This is a genomic window from Streptomyces sp. SCSIO 30461 (genome assembly GCF_037023745.1).
GTDB lineage: Bacteria > Actinomycetota > Actinomycetes > Streptomycetales > Streptomycetaceae > Streptomyces.
The window spans coordinates 3,718,143-3,744,229 of the sequence record NZ_CP146101.1 but is presented as its reverse complement, the minus strand read 5'-3'; the positions used below and the strand labels follow the sequence as shown (position 1 = coordinate 3,744,229).

Below are 26,087 nucleotides of genomic sequence, written 5' to 3'. Positions count from 1 at the left end.
GGACGGCTACGTGTGCGGTTCCGAGGAAGTACTGGCCTACTGGCGACGGATTCTGACACCGCTTCCACAGGCGGTCACCCTCCCCACGGACCGGCCGCCGGCCCCGGAAGGCGCTCGGGAGCAGCGGACCAGCGGGCTCGACGGACCCGCCGTGCCGTCCGGCGCTCCCGATTCCGTACTGCTCGCGGCCTTCCTCACTCTGCTGCACCGCTACAGCGGCGCGACCGACCCGACCGTGCTGTACGACGGGCTTCCGCTGCGTGTCAGTCTCGAACACGCCTCCACCTTCCGGGAGTTCGAGCGCCGGGTCGAACAGACGCGTCAGGAGGCGGAGGCCCACCGGCTACCGCTGAGCGTTCTCGCCGATGAGTCGCGCTCCTGGGCGGGCGGCGGGCTGGGCATCCGCATCGCCTTCGGGACCGACGGGCGCCCGGCCGGAGATCTCCCCGAACCTCTGGACCTGCTGCTCGACGCAGCGGGCGGGATGTTACGGGCGACCTACGCGACCGACCTGTTCGACTGCGCCACCGTGGAACGCATGCTGCGCCACTACCTCACCCTGCTGGCGGACGCGGTTGCACGGCCGGGAGCACCCGTCGGCGCCCTGGAACTGATGGACGCGGACGAGTACCGGCGGATCGTGCACGACTGGAACGCGACCCGGCACACCGTTCCCGAGGCGACCTGGCCCGCGATGTTCGCCGAACAGGTGCGCAGCCGCCCCGGCGCCGTCGCCCTGGTGCTGGAGCACGAGCAGTTGACCTACGCGGAGTTGGACGAGCGGACGTCCCGGCTGGCGCACGCCCTCATCGCGCGGGGCGCGGGACCGGAACGGATCGTCGCCCTCGCGCTGCCGCGCTCCGTGGACCTGTTCGTCGCCGAGATCGCCGTACTGAAGTCGGGCGCCGCCTACCTGCCCATCGACCATGACTATCCCACCGAACGCATCGCGTACATGCTGGAAGACGCCACCCCCGTCTGCGTCGTGACCACTGCGCAGACGGCACGGGAACTCCCGGGGCCGGACGAAACGGCGTTGTTGGCGCTGGACTCGCCGGATACGGCCGCGGAGCTGGCGCGGCGACCCGCGCACGGTCCCACCGACGCGGACCGGGGTGCCCCGCTGTCGGTGCTGAACGCGGCCTACGTCATCTACACCTCGGGGTCAACCGGCCGTCCCAAGGGGGTCGTGCTCACCCACGGTGGTGTGGCCAAACTCGTCGCGACCCAGACCGCGCGGTTCGGGATCGGCCCCCACAGCCGTGTGCTGCAGTTCGCCTCGCCGAGCTTCGACGTCGCCTTCTGGGACCTGTGCCTCGGGCTGCTCTCGGGTGGCCGGCTCGTCGTCGTACCCGCCGAACGGCGCTTTCCCGGGGCCGAGTTGGCCGACTACGCCCATGAGCACGGCATCACCTTCATGATCCTGCCACCCGTACTGCTCGCCGCCATGCCCGACGACGCGCACCTGCCGCCGACGGCGACACTGCTGGCGGGCACGGAGCGCGTCTCGCCCGAGCTGGTGGCCCGCTACGCACGCGGCCGCTTGATGTTCAACGCCTACGGGCCGACCGAGGCCACCACCAACTCCACGCTCGGGTTGTGCGATCCGGACATCGGAAGCGGCTCCATCGTCCCGATCGGCGTGCCCGACCCCGGTACCAGGGCGTACGTGCTGGACCCCTCGCTTCGCCCCGTGCCGCCGGGTGTCATCGGTGAGCTGTATCTCGGCGGCGGCGGACTCGCCCGCGGATACCTGGGCCGGTCTGGGCTGACGGCCGAGCGCTTTGTCGCCGATCCCTTCGGAGAGCGCGGCGACCGCCTGTACCGCACGGGTGACCTGGTCCGCTGGACGGCCGACGGGAGGCTGGAGTTCCTCGGGCGGGCCGACACGCAGGTGAAGATCCGCGGCTTCCGTATCGAGCCGGGCGAGATCGAGTCCGTACTGCGGCGTCACCCGGCCGTCGGCGAGGTCACCGTGGTGGCCCGTGAGGACAGCCCAGGTGACCGGCGTCTTGCCGCCTATGTCGTGCCCGCACTCGACGGTCCGGTCGCCGAGGACCGGGACGCGCTGGTCGAAGGGTGGAAGGAACTGCATGAACTCTTTTACCGGGCAGCCGCTCCCGACGGGTCGAGGGACGACTTCGCCGGCTGGAACAGCATGTACGACGGACTGCCGATCCCTCTCGACGAGATGCGCGAGTGGCGTGCGGCGACCGTCCGCAGCATCCGTGGACTCGGTACCCCGGGAAAGGTGTTGGAGATCGGAGTCGGCAGTGGACTGATTCTCTCGCGGCTCGCTCCCCACTGCGAGGACTACTGGGGGACGGACCTCTCCCAGGAGGCGATCTCCGCATTGCGCGCCCGCGTGGACGCCGATCCCGGACTCGCGGGGAGAGTGGAGCTGCTGGCTCGTCCCGCGCACGATATGGAAGGGCTGCCATCCGGCTTCTTCGACACCATCGTCGTCAACTCGGTGGCCCAGTACTTCCCGAGTGCCGACTACCTCGTGGACGTGCTGCGCCGGATGACCCCGCTACTGGCCCCGAGCGGCCGGATCTTCCTCGGGGACGTGCGCAATCTGCGACTGCTGCGCACACTGCGCGCGGCGGTGGCAACCCGGCGCGCGGCCTCCCGGACCCCCGGGGACGGCGTCGACGAGAGCGCACTGCTCGCCGCGGTCGAGCGCTCGGTGCGCTGGGAGGGTGAACTCCTCCTCGATCCGGACTTCTTCGCCTCCCTCGACGGATTCCACTCGGAGATCCGGCTGAAGCGCGCCGCCCACCACAACGAGCTCAGCCGCTACCGGTACGACGTCGTGCTGCGCCCCGGGCGGCGGACCCGGGAGCTACCCGCGGAGCGGGAGGTCGGCTGGTCCGCGACCGGCGGGCTCACCGGGCTGGCACGGCTGCTCGACGAAGGCCGGCAGCGCCTGCGGGTCACCGGTGTCCCCAACGCCCGTCTCACCGACGACCTCGCCGACCTGCGGCGGCTGGACGGCAATGGGGGCACGCAGCACGGCCGGGGTGTGGACCCGGAGCACTTCCACGCGCTGGCCGCGGACCACGGCTGTCGTGCCGCCCTGACCTGGAACGGGAGCTCCGACGACGGAGCCTTCGACGCGGTCTTCGTGCCCGCGGGTCCTGTCGTGGACGGTCCGCTGGAGGGTCCGGTCGACGGCCTGTACCGCACCGCGGCGGCGCACCCACGCGCCAATCGACCGGCGCCCTTCCGTGACGTGGGCGCCCTGATGCGGACACTTCGCGGGTTCGCCGCCGGGCACCTGCCCGACTACATGGTGCCGTCGGCCTTCGTGCCCGTGCACGCCCTGCCGGTGACCCCCAGCGGCAAGATCGACGCCAGGGCGCTGCCGGTACCGGACCACGCGGCCATGAGCTCCGGACGTCCGCCGAGTACCGCCCGAGAACGGCTGCTGGCCCGGCTGTACGCGGAGGTGCTCGGGCTCGGTTCGGTCACCGCGGAGGACGACTTCCTCGCACTCGGCGGGGACAGCATCACCGCGATCCAGCTGCTGATCAGGGCTCGCATCGCCGGACTGCGGCTCACCGCGCGGGAGGTATTCCGGCACCGTACGGTCGAGGCGCTGGCGAGGGTGGCCGTGGAGCGCACCGCGGCACCGCAGGCGTCCGAGGCCTCATCGCCCGATGAGCGGGACGCAGCGGAAGTGGCGGTCGTCCAGGGAACGCATCCGCTGGCCGTCGAGGAACTGCTGCCCCTCACGCCACTGCAGCAGGGGTTCTTCTTCCATGCCCTGGCCGAGGGGCAGGACGGCGATCTGTACGTGGTCCAGCAGGCGCTCGAACTGGAGGGTCCGGTCGACGGAGCGGAGCTGCGGCGGTCCGTTCAACTGCTGCTGGAGCGCCACGCGCCCCTGCGGGCCGCCTTCCGCCAGCGGCCGGACGGCACCCCGGTGCAGATCATCGCCCGGGATGTGGAGTTGCCGTGGCGGGAGGTCGATCTCTCCGCGGATGACAGCGGGGCTCGGGCGTCCCTGAGCCGGGCCGTTGCCGGGGAGGAGCGGGACAGCGGATTCGACCTGGCCGTGCCCCCTCTGGTGCGCTGCGCGCTGATCCGCCTCGAGGCAGGTCACAGCAGGCTCCTGCTGACGTTTCACCACATCGTGGCCGACGGCTGGTCGCTGCCGGTGCTGCACCGCGAACTGATGGCGTGCTACGGCGTGCCGGTGCCGAGGCTCGAACCGGTCACGCCGTACCGCGAGTTCCTGCGGTCACTGGGCGCGCGGAAGGCCGAGCCCGCCCGAGCGGCCTGGCGTACCGCGCTCGCGGGGCTCGACGGACCGACCCGGCTGGTGGACGGCCCTTCCGGGAGCGGGCCACTGCGTCCGGGGCAGATACGGGTCGAACTGTCCGAACGGATCACCGCGCGCCTCGGCGAGCAGGCCCGGGCCTGCGGGGTCACACTCGGAACGGTGCTGGGGGCCGCCTGGGGGCTGCTGCTCGGACGGCTCACCGGACGCGACGACGTGGTGTTCGGCACGTCGGTCTCGGGGCGCGACGGCGAGGTGGACGGTATCGACACGATGGTCGGTCTGTTCATCAACACCCTGCCGACACGGCTGCGCTGGGCACCGGGTGAGGCACTCAGCGGCGTTCTGACCCGCTTCCAGGACGAGCAGGCGCGGCTGCTCGACCACCAGCACCTGGGACTGGCGGAGCTCCAGCGACTCGCCGGGCACGTCGGCGCGGGTGAACTCTTCGACACACTGCTGGTGGTGGAGAACTATCCGACGGCTACGGGCCTGCGGGACGCGTCGGGAGGCGTCGGGATCGCCGGCGACGAGTTCCATGACACCGTGCACTATCCGCTGGCCCTGATCGCACGGCCCGGGAAGCGTCTGGACCTGCGGTTCAAGTACCACGAGAACCGGATCGGCTCCGATGCCGTCCGCGCGCTCGGCGAACGGCTGGCCCGAATCCTGGAGGCGGTCGCCGCCGATTCGGCACAACCCGCAGGCCGGGTCGAACTGCTCGCCCCGGACGAGGCGCTGCATGCGCATCAGTACGGTGCGGAGCACACCGTCCCGCCCGGTACGCTCGCCACCGCTCTGGCGGCGCAGGCCGTCCGCGACCCGCACGCCGTGGCCGTGGTGTTCGACGAGCAGCACCTGACCTACGCCGAACTGGACGCGCGCGCCGAAGCGCTGGCCGCCCGGCTGCGGGAGCTCGGTATCGGTCCGGGCGCGTTCGTCGCGGTCGCCGTGCCCCGGTCGGTGGAGCTGATGGTGGCACTCGTCGGCGTACTGAAGTCGGGGGCCGGGTATCTTCCGCTCGATCCGGACTATCCGGGCGAACGCGTGTCGTACATGCTCGCCTCCTCCGGTACCACGACGGTGCTGACCCTGTCCGACTCTGTGGACCGGCTACCCTTGCCCGCGGGCACCGCCGTCCTGCTGCTGGACGCTCCGAACGGCCCTGAGGACGCGCCGGGGCTCCCGGTCGCCGGAGACGGACGGGAGACTCCTGCGGCGGTCCCCGACGATCCGGCCTATCTGCTCTACACCTCCGGGTCCACCGGTCGCCCCAAGGGCGTGGTCGTCACCCACCGTGCCATCCTCAACCGACTCGCCTGGATGCAGGGCGCCCACGGGCTGCGCGCCGACGACCGGGTGCTCCAGAAGACGCCGTCCAGCTTCGACGTGTCGGTGTGGGAGTTCTTCTGGCCCGTCGTGGAAGGCGCCGCCGTCGTACTGGCCCGACCGGACGGACACCGCGACCCGGCGTATCTCGCGGCGCTCGTCCGGCGGCAGCGCATCACCACCATGCACTTCGTGCCGTCGATGCTGGAGGCGTTCCTCCGTTCGGACGAGGTCACAGCCGATCCGTCCTGGTCCGCTTCGCTGCGCCGGGTGTTCAGCAGCGGTGAGGCGCTGCCACGCGCCGCGGCCCACCGCTGGCAGGCCCTCACCGGAGTGCCGCTGCACAACCTCTACGGCCCCACCGAGACCGCCGTCGACGTGACCCACCACCCCTTCGAGCCGTCCGTCGACGGCATGGGCTGCTCCAGCGTGCCCATCGGCCGCCCGGTGTGGAACACCGGTCTGCGCGTGCTCGATCTGTGTCTTCGGCCGGTGCCCGACGGGGTGCCAGGCGAGCTCTATGTGACCGGTGTCCAGCTCGCCCGCGGATACCACGGCCAGCCGACGCTGACCTCCGTGCGGTTCACGGCCGACCCCTTCGGCCCGCCCGGCACCCGGATGTACCGGACGGGTGATCTGGTGCGGCGGCGCGCGGACGGGGTGGTGGAGTACCTCGGCCGCACCGACCGGCAGGTCAAGTTGCACGGCAACCGCGTCGAGCCCGGCGAGATCGAGGCCGCGCTGCTGCGGGTCCCCGGGGTGGAGCAGGCGGCCGTCGCGGTTCGCGACGGTGCCCTCGTCGCCTACGTGGTGGCGCCGCGCATCGGGACCGATGACCAGGGTCAGCAGGTGGCACAGTGGCGGAACGCCCTGTCGGAGCTGCTTCCCCCCACCATGGTGCCCGGTGCCTGGGTCGTCATCAAAGCACTGCCGCTCACGCCCAGCGGCAAGCTCGACCACGCATCCCTGCCCGCGCCCAGGGCCGTACGGGCCGCGCCGCGCGCGCCGCGCGACGAGCGGGAGCGGGTGCTGACGGAGGTCTTCGCCAGGGTGCTGGACGTCCCGGATGTCGGCATCGACGACGACTTCTTCCTGCTCGGCGGCGACAGCATCAGTTCCGTCTCCGTGTGCAGCCGGGCCCGTCGCGCCGGTCTCGCGATCGGCCCGCGCGAGGTCTTCACCCACCGCACACCGGCGGCGCTTGCGGTGGCGGCCGGAGCCGTGCCCGCGTCGGAGACCGGCGAGCAGGCGGCGGTCGGCAGCGCGTTCACGCTGACGGCCGATGAGCGGGAGCGGATCGAGCGGATCGCCCCCGGCCGGGTCGAGGATGTGTGGCCACTCGCCCCCTTGCAGGAAGGCCTGTTCTTCCACTCGGCCTATGACGACGCGGCGCTGGACGTGTACACGGTCCATGAGTCGTTCGACTTCGCCGACCCGGTGGACGTCGAACGGCTGCGCCTGGCGGCGCGAGCACTGCTCGCCCGCCACCAGAGCCTGCGGGCCGGGTTCACCAGCGAGGGGCAGCGCCGTCCGGTGCAGTTCCTCGTGCGCGAGGTCGAGGAGCCGCTGCGCGAGGTGGATCTGACGGACCTGGCACCCGACCGGCAAGAGCAGCGTATGGCGGAGTTGCTGGAGCGGGAGCGGTCCCGTCGTTTCGACCTGTCCCGTCCACCGCTGCTGCGGATGCTGCTCATCCGGCGGGGCGGCGGGCTCGGGGACCGGCTGGTGATCGGACGTCATCTGATCCTCTGGGACGGCTGGTCAGCCTGGCTGTTCCTCGACCAGTTGTTCGCCCTCTACGAGAGCGGCGGCGACACCGGCGGCCTCGAGCCCACCGGCTCCTACCGGGACTATCTGAGCTGGCTGGAGCGCCAGGACGAGGGTCGGGCGACCACCGTCTGGCGTGCCGCCCTGTCCGGTCTGGAGGAGCCCACGCTGCTGGTGCCCGGGGTGTCCGGCCGTGGCCCCGATCCGGTGATCCCGGAGCTGCTGCACGCCGTGCTCGACACGGACACGGCCGCGCGACTGCGCACACTGGCCCGTGGCCGCGGACTGACCCTCAACACCGTGCTCAACACCGCCTGGGGACTGGCCCTGGCGAGTGCCACCGGCCGTACGGACGTGGTGTTCGGCGCCACGGTGGCCGGGCGGCCGAGCGAGGTGCCGGACGTCGAGCATGTCATCGGGCTCTTCCTCAACACCGTGCCGACGCGCCTGTCGTTCGATCCGCGCGAGCCGGTCCTGGACCTGCTGCTGCGTGTGCAGGCGGAGCGGATGGAGGTCATGCCGTACGAGTACCTCGGGCTCGGTGTGCTCCAGGCGGAGACGGGTCACCGCAGGCTGTTCGACACACTGTTCGTGCTGCGCAACGCGGACACGGAGGAACGACTCGCCGATCTGCGCGACCGCCACGGCGCTGAGGCCGTCGCCAATGTCGACGCCACCCACTATCCGGCCAACCTGATCGTCACTCCCGGGGAGCGGATCCGGGTCACCCTGGCCCACCGACCGGACGTCCTGGACCATGACGACGCACAGGGCCTGCTGGACCGGTTCGTGGTCCTGGTCGGGAGGCTGGTCGCGGCCCCCGCGGCGCCCGTCGGATCGCTGGACCCCCTGCTCAGGTCCGAGACCGCGGCGCTGGCCCGGGCGGAGGCGGACAACCGGCAGCCGGTGCCGCGCCAGACGGTGGCGGATCTGCTGGCCGCCCAAGCTCTTCGGACACCCGACGCGACGGCGCTGGTCTTCGGCGCAGCGACGCTGACATACGCCGAACTGGACTCCCGCTGCGACCGGTTGGCTCGCCTCCTCATCGCGCGGGGCGCGGGGCCGGAGAAGATCGTCGCGCTGGGCATACCGCGCTCGATCGACATGGTCGTGGCGCTGTTCGCGGTGCTGCGCACCGGTGCCGCGTATCTGCCGCTCGAACTCGACCATCCCGCCGAGCGGTTGTCCCTGATGCTGGCCGACGCGAGTCCGCTGCTCCTGCTGACGACTGCGGCGGTGTCACGGACGCTGGACGAGGGCACGGCGCGCGTGCTGCTCGACGACCCGCGGGTGGCCACCGAACTGGCCGGGCTGCCGGACGCGCCCGTACGGGTGTCGTTCGGCCTGGATCATCCGGCATACGTGATCTACACATCGGGCTCCACAGGCCGCCCCAAGGGGGTGGTCACCCCCTATGTGGGGCTGACGAACATGCAGCTCAACCACCAGAGGGAGATCTTCGCCCCGGCGGTCGCGGCTGCCGGTGGCCGCAGGCTGCGCGTCGCGCACACCGTGTCGTTCGCCTTCGACATGTCCTGGGAGGAGTTGCTGTGGCTGGTCGAAGGCCATGAGGTGCACATCTGCGACGAGGAGTTGCGGCGCGACGCCATCGCTCTCGTCGCGTACTGCGAGGAGCACCGGGTCGACGTGGTGAACGTGACGCCGACATACGCCCACCTGCTGATCGACGAGGGGCTGCTGGAGGGCCACCGCCCGCCCCTGGTGCTGCTCGGCGGCGAGGCGGTCACCGAAACGGTGTGGAACACACTGCGGGACACGGAGGGGACGTACGGCTACAACCTCTACGGGCCCACCGAGTACACGATCAACACGCTCGGCGGCGGCACCGGGGACAGCGCCACCCCGACCGTGGGCCGCCCGATCCGCGCCACCCGTGCCCGGATACTCGACACCTGGCTGCGTCCGGTGCCGGACGGCGTGGCCGGTGAGCTGTACATCGCGGGCACCGGACTGGCCCGCGGCTACCTCGGAAGACCGGGACTCACCGCCGAGCGCTTCGTGGCGGACCCGTACGGACGGGCCGGTGAACGTCTGTACAGGACGGGCGATCTGGTCCGCAGGCGCGCGGACGGCAACATCGACTTCATCGGACGCACGGACGACCAGGTCAAGATCCGCGGGCACCGCGTCGAGCTGGGTGAGATCGAGACCGCACTGGTGCGGCACCCGAGGGTGGCCCAGGCCGCCGTGGTGGCCCGCGACGACGAGTCCGCGCCCGGCACTCGGCGGCTGGTGGGCTATGTCGTCGCGGCCGAACCGGACGCCCGGGAGCGCTCGGCGGCGGAGCGTGACCAGGTCGGTGAGTGGCAGGAGATCTACGCGGCCGAGTACAGCACGATCGGGACGGCGCTGTTCACCGAGGACTTCGCCGGCTGGGACAGCTCGTACGACGGCACCCCCATCCCGCTTGAACACATGCGCGAGTGGCGTGAGGCGACGGTCCGGCGCATCCGCGAGCTGCAGCCGCGCCGTGTACTGGAGATCGGGGTGGGCTCCGGACTGCTGCTGTCCCGGCTCGCGCCGGACGTGGACGCGTACTGGGCCACGGACTTCGCGGCGCCGGTGATCCGGAAGCTGGGTGCGGACCTGGCCACGGCCCCTGAGCTGGCGCGGAAGGTGGAGCTGCGCTGCCAGGCGGCCGACGACGGCGAGGGGCTGCCCGCCGGGTTCTTCGACACGATCGTGATCAACTCGGTGGCGCAGTACTTCCCGAGCCTGGAGTACCTGGGCGAAGTGATCCGCGGCGCCATGGGGCTGCTGGCTCCGGGTGGGTCGCTGTTTCTCGGGGATGTCCGCGATCTGCGGCAGGCCCGGGTGTTCCAGGCGGGCATCCAGGCGGCACGGGCGTCCGACGGCGCCGCCCCCGACACCTTGCAGCGGGCGGTCGACCGGGGGCTCGCCCTGGAGAAGGAACTGCTCGTCGACCCGGACTGGTTCGCCACGCTCGGGGTCGGTGTCGAACTGCGGACCAAGGACGGCGGGCACCACAACGAGCTGACCCGGTACCGCTACGACGTCGTCCTGTACGGGTCGCCCGCCGACCCGGCCGATGTGCTGCGGCTCGATGACGCTCCGGCGCTCGACTGGGCGGGACCTGCGGACCTCGCCGTACGCCTCGAGGGTCGACGGCGGCATGCGGAAGCGCTTCGGGTGTGCCGGGTGCCCGATCCCCGGACGGCCGCCGATCTCACCGTGCTGGGCCGCCTGGACAATGGGCGGATGCCGGTCCGCACCGGGCCGGTCGGGGTGGAGCCGGATGAGCTGCACACCTTGGGCGGCGCCCATGGCTACCGCGTGCTCACCACCTGGTCGGATGAACCCGGTTTCTATGACGCCGTGTTCGTCCGGGGAGCCGAGCATGCGCGCACGGTGGGGCTCCACCGTCCGCGCCGCGACCGCGGTGGGGCGCCGTACGCGAACTCCCCGGCCGCGAACCGGGGCAACGGCGCGCTGGTGCGGCGACTACGGGAGGACCTGGGGCAGCGGCTGCCGGGCCATATGGTGCCTGCCGCGTTCGTCGTCCTCTCGGCGCTCCCGATGAACGGCAACGGCAAGCTGGACGTGCGGGCGCTGCCGGATGCCGAGCCCGCAGTGGTCCTGTCGGAGGGCCGTGGGCCCCACACCCCGGTGGAGGAGGTGCTGTGCCGCCTCTTCGCGGAGGTGCTGGGGCTGCCCCGAACCGGCGCCGAGGACGACTTCTTCGACCTGGGTGGGCATTCGCTGCTCGCCACCCGGCTGATCAGCCGGGCTCGTACGGAGCTGGGGGCCGAGCTCGCGATCCGGGATCTGTTCGAGGCGCCCACACCCGAAACGCTGGCGTTGCGGGCGCCGGACGGCGCGGCCGCGCGGTCACGGCGCCCCGTGCTGGAGGCCGCTGGGCGCCCCGAGCGGATTCCGCTGTCGGCGGCCCAGCGGCGGCTGTGGCTGGTCGAGCGGATCACCGGGAGTGGGTCCGCGTACAACTTCCCGCTGGTGTTCAGGCCCCGGGGTGAGCTCGATCCGGATGCCCTGCGGAGCGCGATCCGTGATGTGATGCTGCGCCATGAGTCTCTGCGGACACGGTTCGTGGTCGTGGACGGCGAGCCGTGCCAGTGGATCGTCCCCGCCGACCAGGTCGAGCCGGAATTCAGGGTGGTCGACTGCACGGAGGCCGAACTGCCGGCTCGGATCGCGGACGCGCAGCGCCGCCCCTTCGATCTGGAGGAGGGCCTACCGCTGCGCGCGGAGGTGCTGCGTCTGGGGCCCGGCGACCGGGTGGTGGCGCTGGTGCTGCACCACATCACCACCGACGAGTGGTCGGACCGGCCGTTCCTGGCCGATCTGGAGCGCGCGTACGGGGCCCGGGTCGACGGGCGCGAGCCCGGATGGACTCCCCTTCCGGTGCAGTACGCCGACTACACGCTGTGGCAAGAGCAGCTGCTCGCCGAGGTCGGGGAACGGCAGCTGGCGTACTGGCGCCGCACGCTCGACGGGCTGCCCGACGAGATCCCGCTTCCACTGGACAGGCCGGGTGAGGCCCGTGGCACGGGCCGGGGTGCGGTGGTGCGCTCGGTGCTGCCGGACGCGTCCGCTGCCGCGCTGAGGCAACTGGCGGCCGCTCACCAGGTCAGCATGTTCATGCTGTTCCAGGCTGCGACGGCGGCTCTGCTGCACCGGATCGGCGCGGGTGACGACATCCCGCTCGGCGCACCGATCGCCGGACGTACCGACAGCGCGGTCGACGAACTCGTCGGCTTCTTCGTCAACACGCTGGTACTGCGCACGGACGTGTCCGGAGACCCGGACTTCACCGAGTTGCTCGGGCGGGTCAGGGAGGCGGCACTGGCCGCGTTCGAGCATCAGGACATACCGTTCGACCGGGTCGTGGAGGCGGTGAACCCCACACGGGCAGCCGACCGCAATCCGCTGTTCCAGGTGATGCTCGGCTACCACCACCGGCCGGACGGGGACCCGGATCTGTTCGGTCTGCCCACCGAGTGGTCGGATATGGATGCAGGTGCGACCAAGTTCGATCTCGACTTCACCGTGGTCGATCACGGTCCCGGCCGTGACATCGGGCTCCTGCTGGAGTACGCCACCGATCTGAGCGACGAGGAGACGGCGACGGCCCTGCTCGCACGGCTGGTGAACCTACTGGAGCAGGTCGCCGCCGACCCCGGGCGGCCCCTGGGCATGCTGCGGGTGCTCACCGCCGAGGAGGAGGCAGCCTTCGCGACGCTGTGGAACGCCACCGAGCGGCCGGTGGAGGCCCGATCGATACCGGAGATCCTGGACGCGACCGTGCGGGCCCTACCGGACGCCCCGGCGCTGGTCGCGGGCGGCGAGCGGCTCACCTTCCGCGAACTGGCCGAGCGTGTCGACGCCGTGGCCCGACTGGTGCAGAGCCGCGGTGCGGGCACCGAGACGGTCGTGGCTCTCGCGCTGCCGAGGCCGCTGATGGTGCCCGCGATCCTGGGAGTGCTCAAGGCAGGCGCCGCGTACCTCCCCCTCGATCCCGCGTACCCGGCCGAGCGGCTGGACTTCATGCTCGGCGACGCGGGCGCGCTGTTCGTGCTGACCACCGAGGAACGGGCGGCGGGGCTCCCCCGGGGGTGCGTGCGCGTCCTGTTCGGCGACGCGCTGCCCGGTCGGTCGGCGGTCGCTTCGTCCTGGGCGCCGCCCGCACCGTCGAACGCCGCCTATGTCATCTTCACCTCCGGTTCGACGGGCAGCCCCAAGGGGGTCGTGTGCACCCACGGGGGGCTCGGCAACCTGTTCGCCGCGCACCGCGACGGTCTGATCGCCTCCGCGACGCGAGCCGCCGGCCGTGACCGGCTGCGGGCCGTCCACACCACGTCGTTCGGTTTCGACGCCTCGTGGACCCCGCTGATGTGGCTGCTCGCTGGGCATGAACTGCACATCGCCGACGAGGCCGTGGTCACCGATCCGGCCGAGCTGCCGGACTTGCTGGCACGGGAGCGGATCGACTACCTGGACGTGACACCGACGTATCTCAGCGAGCTGGTCCACCACGGATTGCTCTCGGACGGCGGTTTCGTGCCCGGAGTGGTCACCGTGGGCGGTGAGGCGGTCCCGGACGCCCTGTGGCAACGGCTCTGTGCGCTGCCCGGCGTCCAGGCGCACGACCTGTACGGACCGACGGAGTGCACGGTGGACGCCTACGGGCGGCACGGACCGGGTCCGGACGGGAGCGGTGCGTGGGCAGCCCCGCTCGGCAACGTCCGTGCCCATGTGCTCGACCGGCAGCTGCGGCCGGTACCGACCGGGGTGACGGGCGAGGTATATCTGGCCGGGGCCGGGCTGGCCCGCGGCTATCCGAACCGGCGCGGGCTGACCGCCGAACGCTTCGTCGCGGATCCCTTCGGCGCCACGGGGAGCCGGATGTACCGCACGGGCGATCTGGCCAGGCGCCGCCGGGACGGTGGGCTGGAGTTCCTGGGACGGACCGACGCCCAGGTGAAACTGCGTGGCTTCCGTATCGAGCCGGGCGAGGTCGCAACGGCCGTCGCAGGGCATCCGGAGGTGTCCCTGGCCGCCGTGGTGCTGCGCGAGGACACTCCCGGCGCCCCGAGGCTGGTGGCGTATGTCGTGCCGGCCGGTGACCGTGCGCCGGACGCGGCGGCGCTCCGTGAGCGGGTGGCAGCGGCTCTGCCCCCGCACATGGTGCCCGCCGCGTTCGTCCCGGTGCCTCGGCTGCCGCGCACAGTGAGCGGCAAGCTGGATGAGCGGTCGCTGCCCGCACCGGACTTCGCTGCGGCGGGTGCGGGCCGCAACCCCCGTTCGCCTCGTGAGGAGCTGCTGTGCGAAGCCTTCGCCGCCGTGCTCGAGGTGCCGGCGGTGGGGGTCGACGACGATTTCTTCGCCCTGGGCGGGCACTCCCTGCTCGCCATGCGGCTGGTGTCCCGGATCCGCTCGGTGCTCGAAGCCGAGCTGTCCCTGCGCACCGTGTTCGACGCCCCGACCGTGGCGCGTCTCGCCGAGCGCCTCTCCCCGGAGGGCACGGACGGGCCGGGGGCTCGGCCCGCGCCGGCCGTCCGGGCGCGCCCGGACCGGCTGCCGCTGTCCTCGGCCCAGCAACGGCTGTGGGTGCTCTACCGTGTGGAGGGCCCTGGTGCCACCTACAACATCCCCACCGCGTGGCGGTTGTCGGGCGAGCTCGATCCCGATGCCCTCCGGTCCGCCGTGCACGACCTCGTGGAGCGCCACGAGACGCTGCGCACGGTGTTCCCCGACGAGGGCGGCCGGGCCTACCAGCGGATCCTGGACGCGGACCGGGTACGCATCCCGTTCGAGGTGGAGGACGTCGCCCAGGAGCGGCTGTCCGGCCGGATGGCAGAGGCGGGGGCGTACGGGTTCGCACTCGACCGTGAACCCCCGCTGCGCGTGCATCTGTTCCGTACCGGTGCGGGCGAGTGGGCACTCCTGCTGCTCCTGCACCACATCGCGGGCGACGAGTGGTCGGAGCGTCCACTGCACCGGGATCTGGCCCTCGCCTATGCCGCCCGGAAGGAAGGCCGCGCGCCCGGCTGGGCACCACTGTCGGTGCAGTACGCCGACTACACGATGTGGCAGCGGGATGTGCTGGGAGACGAGCGGGACCCGGAGAGTCTCGCGGGACGTCAGATCGCCTACTGGCGTGGGGCACTCGCCGGTCTGCCCGATGAGCTGGCGCTGCCCGTCGACCGTCCGCGCCCCGCGGAGGCAAGCCATCGCGGCGGCAGCGTGGACCTCTCGCTCGACGCCGGACTCGCGGCGAAGCTGCGGCGGCTGGCCCGCGACAGCGGAGTCAGCGTGTTCATGGTGCTCCAGGCAGCGGTGGCGGCTCTGCTCACCAGGCTGGGCGCGGGACACGACATTCCGATCGGCAGCCCCATCTCCGGGCGCACAGACGCGGCGCTGGAGGATCTGGTCGGGTTCTTCCTCAACACCCTGGTGCTGCGCACCGACACCTCGGGCGATCCGACTTTCCGTGAGCTGCTGAGTCGGGTGCGGACCTCGGACCTGGCGGCCTTCGACCACCAGGATGTGCCGTTCGAGAGCCTGGTGGAGGCGGTCAACCCGGAGCGTTCACTCTCACGCCATCCGCTGTTCCAGGTCATGGTGGTGTATCTCGCGGCGGCGGGTGCGGACGGGTCGGGGCCGTCGGGTCATGGCTCGGGCGGGCTGGAACGACTGGAAGGGCTCAGCGCCCGGCAGGAGGAGGTGGCGCATGGCTCAGCCAAGTTCGACCTCTCCTTCGACTTCGTCGAGCGCGCCGACGGCAACGGGGTGGACGGCGTGCTGGAGTACAGCGCCGACCTGTTCGATCCGGCGACGGCCCGTTCCTTCGCCGACCGCCTACGGCGCTTCCTGCGGGCCGTCACCGCGGATCCGGACCTTCGCGTCGGGCGCGTCGGGATCCTGGACGCGGAAGAGCTCCGGTCCTTGCAGACCGGTTGGCACAGCCGCCCGCTCCCGGGTCCTGCCACCACCGTGCCCGCGCTGTTCGACGCCTGCGTACGCCGTTGGCCGAACGCACCCGCCGTGGCCTGCGAAGGGGTCGAGCTCAGCTACACGGCACTCGACACCCGCGCCAACCGCCTGGCTCGGCTGCTGATCGAGCGGGGCGCGGCCCCCGAGCGGATCGTGGCCCTGGCACTGCCGCGTACCGTGCTGTTCATGGAGGCGGTCCTCGCGGTCCACAAGGCGGGTGCCGCTTATCTGCCGCTCGACCCCGATGCTCCGGCGGAGCGCACCGCGCAAATCCTCGGCGATGCCCGACCGGTGCTCACCCTCACGACGGCACAACTGACCGGCACGCTGCCCGCTGAGACGGAGGTGCTGGCGCTGGACGACCACGCCACCGCTCAGCGGATCGCCGAGCTGGACTCCGTGGGAATCGGCGAAGCGGAGCGCACATGGCCGCTGAGCCCGCACCATCCGGCGTATGTGATCTACACCTCCGGTTCCACCGGCACACCCAAGGGTGTGGTGGTCACCCACGCGTCACTGGGGCATCTCTTCCACAGCCACCGCGAGACGCTGTACGCACCGGCTGTCGCCGCGACCGGCCGCAGGCACCTGCGCGCGGGGCACGCCTGGTCGTTCTTCTTCGACGCCTCCTGGCAGCCGCAGTTGTGGCTGCTGGACGGGCACTGCGTCCACATCGTCTCCGATGAGGTACGGCGCGATCCCGAGCTGCTCGGCGCCGCGGTCCTCCGGTACGGCTTCGACTTCCTGGAAGTCACCCCGTCGTATTTCGCGCAGATGGCCGAGAGCGGCTTGCTCGACGCTGCCATGTGCCCGCTCGCGGTCGTCGGTGTGGGTGGCGAGGCGGTACCGCTCGCGCTGTGGCGACGGCTGGCGTCGTTGCGGGGCACCGAGGTGTTCAACCTGTACGGGCCGACCGAGTCGACGGTGGACGCGCTGGTGGCACGGGTGGCAGACAGCGAACGCCCGCTTGTCGGGCGACCGGTGGCCGGCACCCGGGCGTTTGTGCTCGACGGCGGGCTGCGCCCGGTGCCGCCGGGGGTGACGGGCGAGCTCTATCTGGCGGGCGGTGGCCTCGCACGCGGCTATCTGGGCTGCCCGGGGCTGACCGCCGAGCGGTTCGTGGCCGACCCGTTCGGCCCCCCGGGGTCGCGGTTGTACCGCACCGGGGATCTGGCTCGCTGGACGAAGGACGGCCGCGTCGACTACCTCGGGCGGGCCGACGACCAGATCAAGATCCGCGGGTTCCGCATCGAACCGACGGAGATCGAGTCGGTGCTGAGTCGGCATCCCGCGGTCGGACAGGCACTGGTGACACTGCACCAGGACGACGGGCGCGGGCGGCTGGTGGCCTATGTGGTGCCTGCCGCGGATGCGGCCGTGGACGGTGCGGAGCTGCGGGGCCACGTCGCCGCCCATCTCCCGGACCACATGGTCCCGGCCGCCGTCGTCCCGCTCGCACGATTCCCCGAGTCGGCGAACGGCAAGCTGGACCGAGGCGCGCTGCCGGCCCCCGACTTCGCGGCGCTGTCCTCGGGCCGTCCTCCTCGCGATGAGCGCGAGGAGGCGCTCTGCGCCGTGTTCGCGGACCTGCTGGGGCTGGAGAGCGTGGGCGCGGACGCCGACTTCTTCGCCCTCGGCGGCGACAGCATCGTGGCGATGCAACTGGTCAGCCGGGCCCGCGCCGCAGGTGTGCGCATCAGCCCGCGGCTGGTCTTCCGGCACCGCACGGTGGCGGCGCTGAGCGCCGCCACCGTGGCCGTCGACGCCGCCGCCCCACGGGCCTGCGACGACGGTACGGGGATCGTGCCGCTCACCCCGGTGATGCACTGGCTGCGCGAACTGGGTGGGCCGATCTCCACCTATCACCAGGCGGCGCTCGTACGCACTCCGGCGGATCTCGATCTGCCGGGTCTGACGGCGGTACTCCAGGCACTGGCCGACCGGCACGACATGCTGCGGGCCACGCTGCGGCGGCCTTCTACCGCCAGTGCCGACGGCTGGTCGCTGGACGTGCCACCGGTCGGTGCGGTGGACGCCGGGTCCTGGATCGACCGGGTGGATGTGTCCGGGCTCGATGCCGGTGCCCTGGGCGGGGTCGTCCGCGAACAGGCCCTGGCGGCCCGCTCGCTGCTGGACCCGGACCGGGGTGTGATGGTGAGGGCGGTGTGGTTCGACGGGGGCGGCTCTCCGGGACGGCTGCTGCTGATGGCGCATCACCTGGTCGTGGACGGTGTGTCCTGGCGGGTACTGCTGCCCGACCTCGCGGCGGCGTGGCGGGATGTGTCGGCCGGGCGCCCGGTGCGGCTCGACCCGGTGGAGACCTCGTTCGCACGGTGGTCCCGGCTGCTGGCGGATCGGGCCCTGGCCCCGGAGCACGAGGCGCAGCTGGACCGGTGGGCGGAGGTGCTGGAGGGCGGTGGAGCGGCGCAGCTCCCCCTGTTGCGCACACCCGAGCCGGACCGCGACACCAACGCGACGGTGAGGGAGTTGGCGCTGCGGCTGCCCGCACGGCACACGGGGCCGCTGCTGTCGACGGTGCCCGCCTTCCTGGGTATCGGCGTCGACGACGTCCTGCTGACGGGGCTCGCTCTGGCGTTCGCCGACTGGCTTGGACGGAGCGGCGGTTCGGGGACCTCGCTGCTGGTGGATCTCGAGGCACACGGTCGGGACGAGGAATTCGCCGGGGACGGCTTCGACCTCTCCCGCACGGTGGGCTGGTTCACCAGTGTGTTCCCGGTGCGGCTCGACATCGGGCCGGTCGATCCGCGCGAGGCGATGGCGGGCGGTCCTGCCGCCGGTGAGGCGCTGCGCCGGGTCCGCGAGGCCGCTGCGGCGGTGCCTTCGGGCGGTACCGGTTTCGGACTGCTGCGGCATCTCAATGCCAAGACCCGCGAAGTGCTGGTCGGACACACGCCTCCGCAGGTCGAGTTCAACTATCTGGGTCGATTCGGGGTCCCGGAGGACACGGACTGGTCGTACGCTCCGGAGGAGGACGACGCGGACATCGGCCCCGGGCCTGCGATGCGGCAGGGGCATGCCCTGGAGATCAACGTGGTGGCCGAGAACCGGTCGGACGGGCCTGTGCTCGCCGCCCACTGGGCCTACGCGGAGGGGCTGTTGGCCCGTGAGACGGTCGAGGACCTGGCCGGAACCTGGTTCCGGGCACTGGAAGGTCTGATCGAATACGCGGACACGAAGAGGAGGGGCAGCTCATGACCAACCCGTTCGAGGATCCTGACGGCGTCTACCTGGTGCTCGTCAACGACGAGAACCAGCACAGCCTGTGGCCGGATTTCGTGGACGTACCCGCCGGCTGGCGGAGCGTCCACGGGCCTGCCGCGCGGCAGGCGTGCCTGGACTACGTGGAAGCACATTGGACCGATATGCGGCCGCGGAGCCTGGCTGAGGCAATGGACGGCTGACCACCGCACCGGATCACGGCGGTGCCGGCCGGGACGCTCCCGCGTCCCGGCCGGCACCTGTTCCCCGGTGGCGTCAGACCGTCAAGGTGCCGGTCGCACCGGGGTGCCCGGCTTCCCGTCGACGGCCGCCGAGAGCTGCGGGGCGAGTCGCTCGATCACATAGGGCAGACTGAGCACCGAGACGAACGACGTGGCGTTTCCGTAGTCGCTGGTCTCGTCGATGAAGACCTCCCGGCCCTCCTTCACCACTTTCAGGTTCTTGTACGAGGGGTCCGCGTGCAGTTTCGCCGTGTCCTTGGCCGGGTCACCGACGATCCACACGATCGCGTCCTGGTCGAGCAGGTCGGTGCGCTCCTTGCTGATGTTCGCGCCGAACCGGTCGCCGATCGCCTTGTCGAGACCGGTGGGCAGGGTGAGGCCGAGCCCGGTGAGGATGCGCGACCGCGAGTCCTGGGTGCCGAACACGAACATGCCCTCGTACGGTGTCGCCATCACCGCGGACGCGTTCTCTAGTCCGGGGTTCTCCTGGGCCGCCGCCGCGATCCCGCTCTCGGTGGACTCGACGGCCTTCACCGCCTCCGCTTCCCTGCCGATCGCGCGGCCGATGGCCTTCGTCTGCTCCTGCCAGGGAATCCCGTAGTCGTTGTACTCCTTCGGCTGGGCGACCACGGGGGCGAAGGCGGACAGCGACGCGTACTGCTCCCTCGTCAGTCCGCCGTACACGGCGAGGATGAGATCCGGCTTGAGCGCGGCGATTCTCTCCACCTGGGGTCCCGTCCCGGTGTCCGTGAGCACCTCGGGGATGTCACCACCTGCCAGTTCGTCCTGCGCCCAGGGCCCGATGGCGCCCTTGTAGCCGCCGAGCCACTCGGTGGTACCGACCGGCACCTTCCCCAGGGCGAGCACCGCGTCCTGGTCGGTGAGGCCGACGGTGACGATCCGCTTCGGTTCGGAAGTGATGGTGGTGCTGCCGTGCTTGTGCCTGATGGTGACGGGGAACGCGGATGATCCCGAGGCCGCTGCCCGGGAACCCGATCCGGTGGGACCGGGCGTGCCGGAGTCCGAGCCGCCACCGCACGCGGTGGCGGTGAACAGCAGAGCTGCGGAGACGAGCACGGCGACGAGCCGTGGAGCATTGCGGATACGGGGCATGGGCGATGGTTCCTCCGTGTCGGGCTCCGGTGGAGCGCGTGATGCGGGGGTCCGGGAACGTCTAGGGCGCGGGCTCGCGGCTGTCCGACCAGGCCTTCCAGAGCGCCGCGTACGGCCCGTGGGCGATGCGCAGGGTGTCATGGGTACCGGTCTCGACAACGCGTCCCCGGTCCATGACCACGATGCGGTCGGCAGCCGCGGCCTGGCTGAGACGGTGGGCGACGATCAGCGCGGTCCGGCCGTCGACGGCCCGGGCGACCGCCTTCTCCAGGGCGCGCGCACCGGCGCTGCCCGCCTCGGCGGTGGCCTCGTCGAGTATCACGAGAGGCGGGTCGGTGAGGACGAGTCGGGCCAGCGCGAGAGCCTGCCGCTGTGCGCCGCTGAGCCGGTGTCCGGCGTCACCGACCACGGTGGCGAGGCCGTCGGGCAGTGCCTCGGCCCAGCCGAGCGCGTCGACCCGGTCGAGCGCGGCGCGTAGTTCCTCGTCGGTGGCTTCGGGTTTGGCCAGACGCAGGTCGTCCGCGAGCGGGCCGGCGAAGACATGGGTCTCCTGGGTGATCAGGGCGATTGCGCGGCCCGCGACCGCTGAGCCGAGACCGGCCGGGGGCGCTCCGCCCACGAGGACCGCTCCCGTGGTGGGCGGCTGGATCCCGGCGACCAGCCGGGCGAGGGTGGTCTTGCCGGCTCCGCTGGCTCCGACCAGTGCGACCCGCTCGCCTTGGCCGATCGTCAGCTCGATGTCGTGCAGGACGGGATGGCCGGGCCGGTAGGCGTGGCTCAACCCGCGGATGGTGACGCCGACTCCGGCGACCGGGGCGGACGGCGCCGGGGCGGACGGCGCCTGCCCGGTCCGGTCGGTGACACCGACGAGCCGGGCGAGACTCGCGGTGGCCGACTGGGCGTCGTCCAGCAGGACGAGAGCGGAGTTGACCGGGGTGAAGAGACTGTGGAAGTAGAGTGCGGCGGCCGTCGCGGTGCCGATCGTGGCGGCGCTCTGGCGCACCAGCCAGTAGCCGGTGATCAGCACGGCGGCGAGCCCGAGGTACTCCGCGATGTGCAATCTGCTGTAGAAGCCCAGTACCAGCCGGACCCCGCGCATCGTCAGCCGCAGCACGGCCGACGACCGCTCGGCGACGAGCCGGGTGTGGTCCCGCTCCAGCCGGTAGGCGCGCACGGTGGAGTTCGCGCTGACGGTGTCGAGCAGCTGCTGCTGCTGGGCGCTGCCCGCCACCCGCTGCCGGGCATAGAGAGGGACGGCCCGTGCCACGTACCAGCGTGCGGTGTGCACCTGTACGGGGACGGCGACGAGGGCGGCGAGCAGGAATCGCCAGTCGAGCACGGCGAGCGCCCCGAGGGTGAGCACGATGGCGAGCAGCGAACGGACCAGTTCGGGCAGGGCGTTTCGGACTGCCTCGGCTATCAGGGACACATCGGCGGTGACACGGGCGGTCAGATCGCCCGCCCCGGCCTTCTCCACGCGGTCGAGCGGCAGTCCGAGTGCCTCTTCCACGAACCGCTCGCGCAGCCGGGCCAGTGTCGTCTCCCCCAGTCGGGACACCAGGGAGAGGCCGAGACCGGTGGTGGCGCCCTGGACCACGGCGACGGCGGCGAGGAGCGCGGCCGTCGTGGTGACGGCGTGGGCGACGGGGGTGGCGGATTCGCGGTCGACGGCCAGATCGACGATCCGGCCGAGCAGCGGCTGCACGAGCAGGCCCACCGCGGTCGCCGCGATCATGACGACGAGGGCGGTGATGCTCAGGCGCCTTTGCGGGCGTAGCAGTTGCGCGACCGCAGCCCGGGTCCTGGCGGGTGAGGCGACGGGCAGCAGGTGGTGGGAGGCGCCGTGTGATGCGCCCGTGGGAATGGTCATGTGAACACCGCCGCGCGGTAGCCGGTGTGCTCCTGGGCCAGGACCGCGTGCTCGCCGACGGCGTGGACCCGCCCCTCGTGGAGGAGCACGACCCGGTCGGTCACGGCGAGCAGCGCGGGGCTGCTGGTGACGAGCAGGGTGGTTCGGCCCTTGCGGATGTCCTTGATTCCGGCGGCGATCCGCACCTCGGTGACGGCGTCGACGGCCGTGGTGGGTTCATGCAGGATGAGTACGGGTGCGTCCGCAGCCAGTGCCCTGGCCAGTGCGACCCGTTGGCGCTGACCGCCGGAGAGCGACCGCCCGCGGGCGCCGACCGCGGTGTCGGCGCCTTCGGGCAGGGTGCGTACTACCTCGTCCGCGCCGGAGGCGAGGATCGCGGCTGCCGCGTCCGGTCCCGCGCGGCCCGTATCCGGGGTGGTGGCGGCGACGGTGACGTTGTCGAGCAGGGTCCCCTCGAACAGCTCGGCGTCGTGCTCGGCGACCAGGATCGCCCGGCGCACATCGGCGAGGTCCAGGGCGCTCAGCGCCCGCCCGTCGAGTTCGACGGCCCCGGTGTCCGGATCGGCGCGACGGCCCAGACAGTGCAGCAGCGCCGTCGCCGCGGCGGCGTCAGTGGTCACCACACCCACGGTCTCCCCGGGCCCGATCTCGATGTCCACGGCCCTCAGGGGCCCGTACCGGAGGCGGCGCAGCCGCAGTCGGCCCTCGGCGCGCCGGGCGGTGGCTTCCGAAACGCATGATTCGTTCCTGGGGACGGCGTGCTCTGCGGACAGCACCCCGGCAATACGGGCAGCCGACGCACGGCCCTGTGCCAGCTCGGCGTTGACCCAGGGGAACTCGGAGAGCGGGCCGATGAGGTAGAGGGCGAGCGCGACGCAGGTGACGAGTTCACCCGGCCCGATGTCGCCGCGTGCAGCCAGGCGCCCGCCGACCAGGGCCACCACGGCGATGAACACCCCGGTGAGACCGGCCACGACCCCGTGCTGCCAGGCGTCGGCGCGCGCCGCGCGCAGGGTGGCGGACAGGGATTCCCGGCTGATGCCCCGATAGCGCGCCACGGCGGCGGGTTCGGCTCCGATGCCCTTGAGGACCCGGAGTCCGGCCACGAGGTCGGCCGCGACTCCCGACGCCCGGGCCGCGCGTTCCTGCTCGGTCTCGCTGCGTCGCTCCAGCGGTTTGCTCAGCAGATGACCTGCCCACAGCAGCAAGGGGGCACCGAGCAGGACGAGCAGGCCCAGGGCGAGCGATACCCTCAGCAGCGCCACGGCGCCGACCGCGAGGCCCACGACGGCCCCGGTCCCGACGATGAGCGCCATGGTGGCCGCGCCGACGCGCCTGGCGTCCTCGGTCGCGATGTTCGCCAGCTCACCGGGCAACCGGCCGTCGTCGGCACCGCCTTCGGAGGCGAGGACCCGGCCGACCAGCTCGATCCTGAGCAGGTGGGCGGCGGTCACTGCGGCGCGCTCGCCGGCGTGGGCGCCGCAGCGGAAGCCGAAGGACAGCCCGATGTACACCACACCGAGCGCACCCAGCCAGAACAGCATGCCCGCGGGATCGCCCGCCAAGACGCCCTGTTCGATGGCGAGACCGATCAGGACGGGAACGAGGGCCTCGCCGCCCTGGTGACACGCTCCGAGAGCGGCACCGAGCAGGACATCGCGGCGTTGTCCGCCGATCGCGCGCCGGAGAACGGCGCGTGCAGAGAGATCCGCCTTCCCCACGCATCCCTCCGGGTCCGTTTTGCAGAGCACAGGAGTCCGTCAACTTAGGTTAGGCTAACCAGATTTGGCGTCCGTGGCTAGGGCGTGCTGCGAAAGTAGCTCCGTCCGCCCGCAGGGCGGGGCCTGCGGCGTCTGGTCCGTGCGATCGCAAGGCGGAGGATCATCCCCGTACTGGACGTACGTGGATGACTCCGACAACGCAGCGAGCGTGCGTGCCAGGCGTCGCGGGTCAGGAGGGACTCTCGCCACACGCCCTAGGTGACTGGTGTTAAGCGGGTCGTCCTGGGCGTGCGGTGTCGCCGTTGGGGGTGTCAGGGTCGTGGTTGCTGGCTGGTGGTCGGGCGGCGTGTGGGCGGTTCGTGGCCGTCGTGGGGGCTGTTGAGGGCTTGGCACGGCCGCGTGCGGGTCGTTTGCATGGTCCAGGGCGCCCTCGGGACGGTCAGCCGGCGGCGACCGCCCACTTGTCACTGCCTGTGGACATGATTCCGAGCACGCCGAGCCGCGCGACGTTGACGGCGGCGGCCAGCAAGGAGAAGTCGGCGGCGATCTTGGCCCGGCCCCGCACCCGGGCGCGGCGTCCGCCGTGTCGCCGCCGCATCAGGTGGGCGATCTTGCGTTCGACCTTGGGGCGGGTGGCCCGGTAGGCGGCCAGCCAGACGGGGTCCGCACTGCGAGCCCGGCCCCGGGCCAGGTGTTCTTCGTGAGGGCCGATGGTGATGACGCGTCCGTTCCTGGCGGTAGTGCACTGCGCCGCAAGGGGGCAGGCGGCGCAGGCGGTCTTGAAGCAGGCCGCCCCACCGCCATCAGACTTCGGGCGGATCGCGGCGGTCACCTGGTTCGGGCAGGTGACCTGCCCTGCCTCCAGATCGATGGTGAAGGCGTCCTTGGAGAACCGCCCACCGGGCGCGTTGGCCGCCTGCACCTTGACCATCACCCGGGCGCCCGCGTCGTCCAGCTCGGCCAGCAGCGGCCCGGTCCCGTAAGCGGCGTCGCCGTAGACTTCGGCCCGCGCCTGGTCTGCCTGCTCGGCGGCAGGTGGTTGGAGAACGTCGGCGAGCAGGTCGGCGGCGGGCTCGGCATCGCCGGCGTTGCCCGCCGTGACCTCGGTCGCGGTGATGACCTCGCTGTCGGGTTCCTCGGCCACATGACCCTTGTAACCGTCGAAGGACCGGCGGACGGTCTTGTGGCCGTGCCGGGCCTCGGGATCAACCGTGGAGATGACCCGGTCCGCGGCCACCTTGCGGGCGATCTTGAAGACGCCCCCGTCCTGCTCCAGGTCCTGGCCCAGCACGGTGGCCAGCAACCGCGCGGCCTGGCCCACATCCCCGGGCACGGCCCGGCCGTCCAGCACGGTCAGCAGCGCGAACCCGTCACGGGCCCGCGAATCGATGAGGGCTTCCCGCTCGGCCGCGTCCGTCCAGTCGATGACCGGCTTGTCCGTGCTGGTGTAGGCGTCCCCGCTGGAGATCACCGCCCGCAGCTCGGCCCGCAGCACGTGATCGGCCGCCCGCAGCAGGCCGCGGATGGCCGAACGGATCAGCGTGATGGTGTCCTGCGTGGCCACCGCGTCATAGATCGGTGCCGAGTCCAGCACCCTCCTGCGGCCGACCAGTCCGGCCTGCGCAGCAACCTCTACCGTCCGCTCGAAGATCCGGTTCGGCCGGGCGGAAGCGGCAAGCCTCGCCCGCATGTCGACCAGCACGGTGTGCACGAACCCCGGATGGTCGAAGTCCAGCCCGCCGGCGGCGTACTTCCAGCGCACATCGAACGCGAACCGCTCGACCGCCTCGCGATCGGACAAACCCTCCAGACGCTGCAGGACCATCACGACCGCCACGATCATCGGCGGCACCGACCTGCGGCCGTCCTCGGCGAACAGATCGGCGAACATCTCATCGGGGAACAACGCCCGGCACTCGCGGTGCAGCACCGCGTAGATCGAGTTCGGCGCCAGCCGACCCTCGCAGAAACCCACTGTGGAGGAGAGCAACCCCGGCTGCATCGGAGTCCGGCCCACTGCCATCGCTCAACCTCTCCCCACACCCAGC

Annotated in this window: 6 protein-coding genes; 2 read left to right on the top strand and 4 right to left on the bottom strand. The window is 71.8% G+C overall.

Annotated features, from left to right (window positions below):
* Window positions 1-10 precede the first annotated feature (10 nt).
* Together V1460_RS16385 and V1460_RS16380 are read left to right on the top strand one after the other, a co-directional pair.
* The gene (locus V1460_RS16385) at window positions 11-19,090 is read left to right on the top strand and encodes an amino acid adenylation domain-containing protein (RefSeq protein WP_338674450.1); all 19,080 of its coding nucleotides are present in this window, start codon (window positions 11-13) and stop codon (window positions 19,088-19,090) included.
* Window positions 19,087-19,296, top strand: a complete 210-nt coding sequence (locus V1460_RS16380) for an MbtH family protein (protein WP_338674449.1) — start codon at window positions 19,087-19,089, stop codon at window positions 19,294-19,296. Before V1460_RS16385 ends, V1460_RS16380 begins: the two co-directional genes overlap by 4 nt.
* An 81-nt stretch (window positions 19,297-19,377) precedes the next feature.
* Here the strand turns inward: V1460_RS16380 and V1460_RS16375 are convergent, their stop codons facing one another.
* The 4 genes from V1460_RS16375 to V1460_RS16360 form a co-directional block, all read right to left on the bottom strand.
* On the bottom strand, window positions 19,378-20,448 hold the full coding sequence (locus V1460_RS16375) for an iron-siderophore ABC transporter substrate-binding protein (protein ID WP_338674448.1): 1,071 nt from the start codon (window positions 20,446-20,448) through the stop codon (window positions 19,378-19,380).
* Window positions 20,449-20,509: 61 nt separating this feature from the next.
* Complete coding sequence (locus V1460_RS16370) at window positions 20,510-22,318, bottom strand: ABC transporter ATP-binding protein (protein ID WP_338674447.1); 1,809 nt, start codon at window positions 22,316-22,318, stop codon at window positions 20,510-20,512.
* Window positions 22,315-24,039, bottom strand: a complete 1,725-nt coding sequence (locus V1460_RS16365; protein WP_338674446.1) for an ABC transporter ATP-binding protein — start codon at window positions 24,037-24,039, stop codon at window positions 22,315-22,317. The genes V1460_RS16370 and V1460_RS16365 overlap by 4 nt, the downstream gene beginning before the upstream one ends.
* 439 nt (window positions 24,040-24,478) lie before the next feature.
* Entirely contained in the window at window positions 24,479-26,062 is a 1,584-nt protein-coding gene (locus tag V1460_RS16360) for an IS1182 family transposase (protein WP_338672703.1), read from the bottom strand.
* Window positions 26,063-26,087 lie beyond the last annotated feature (25 nt).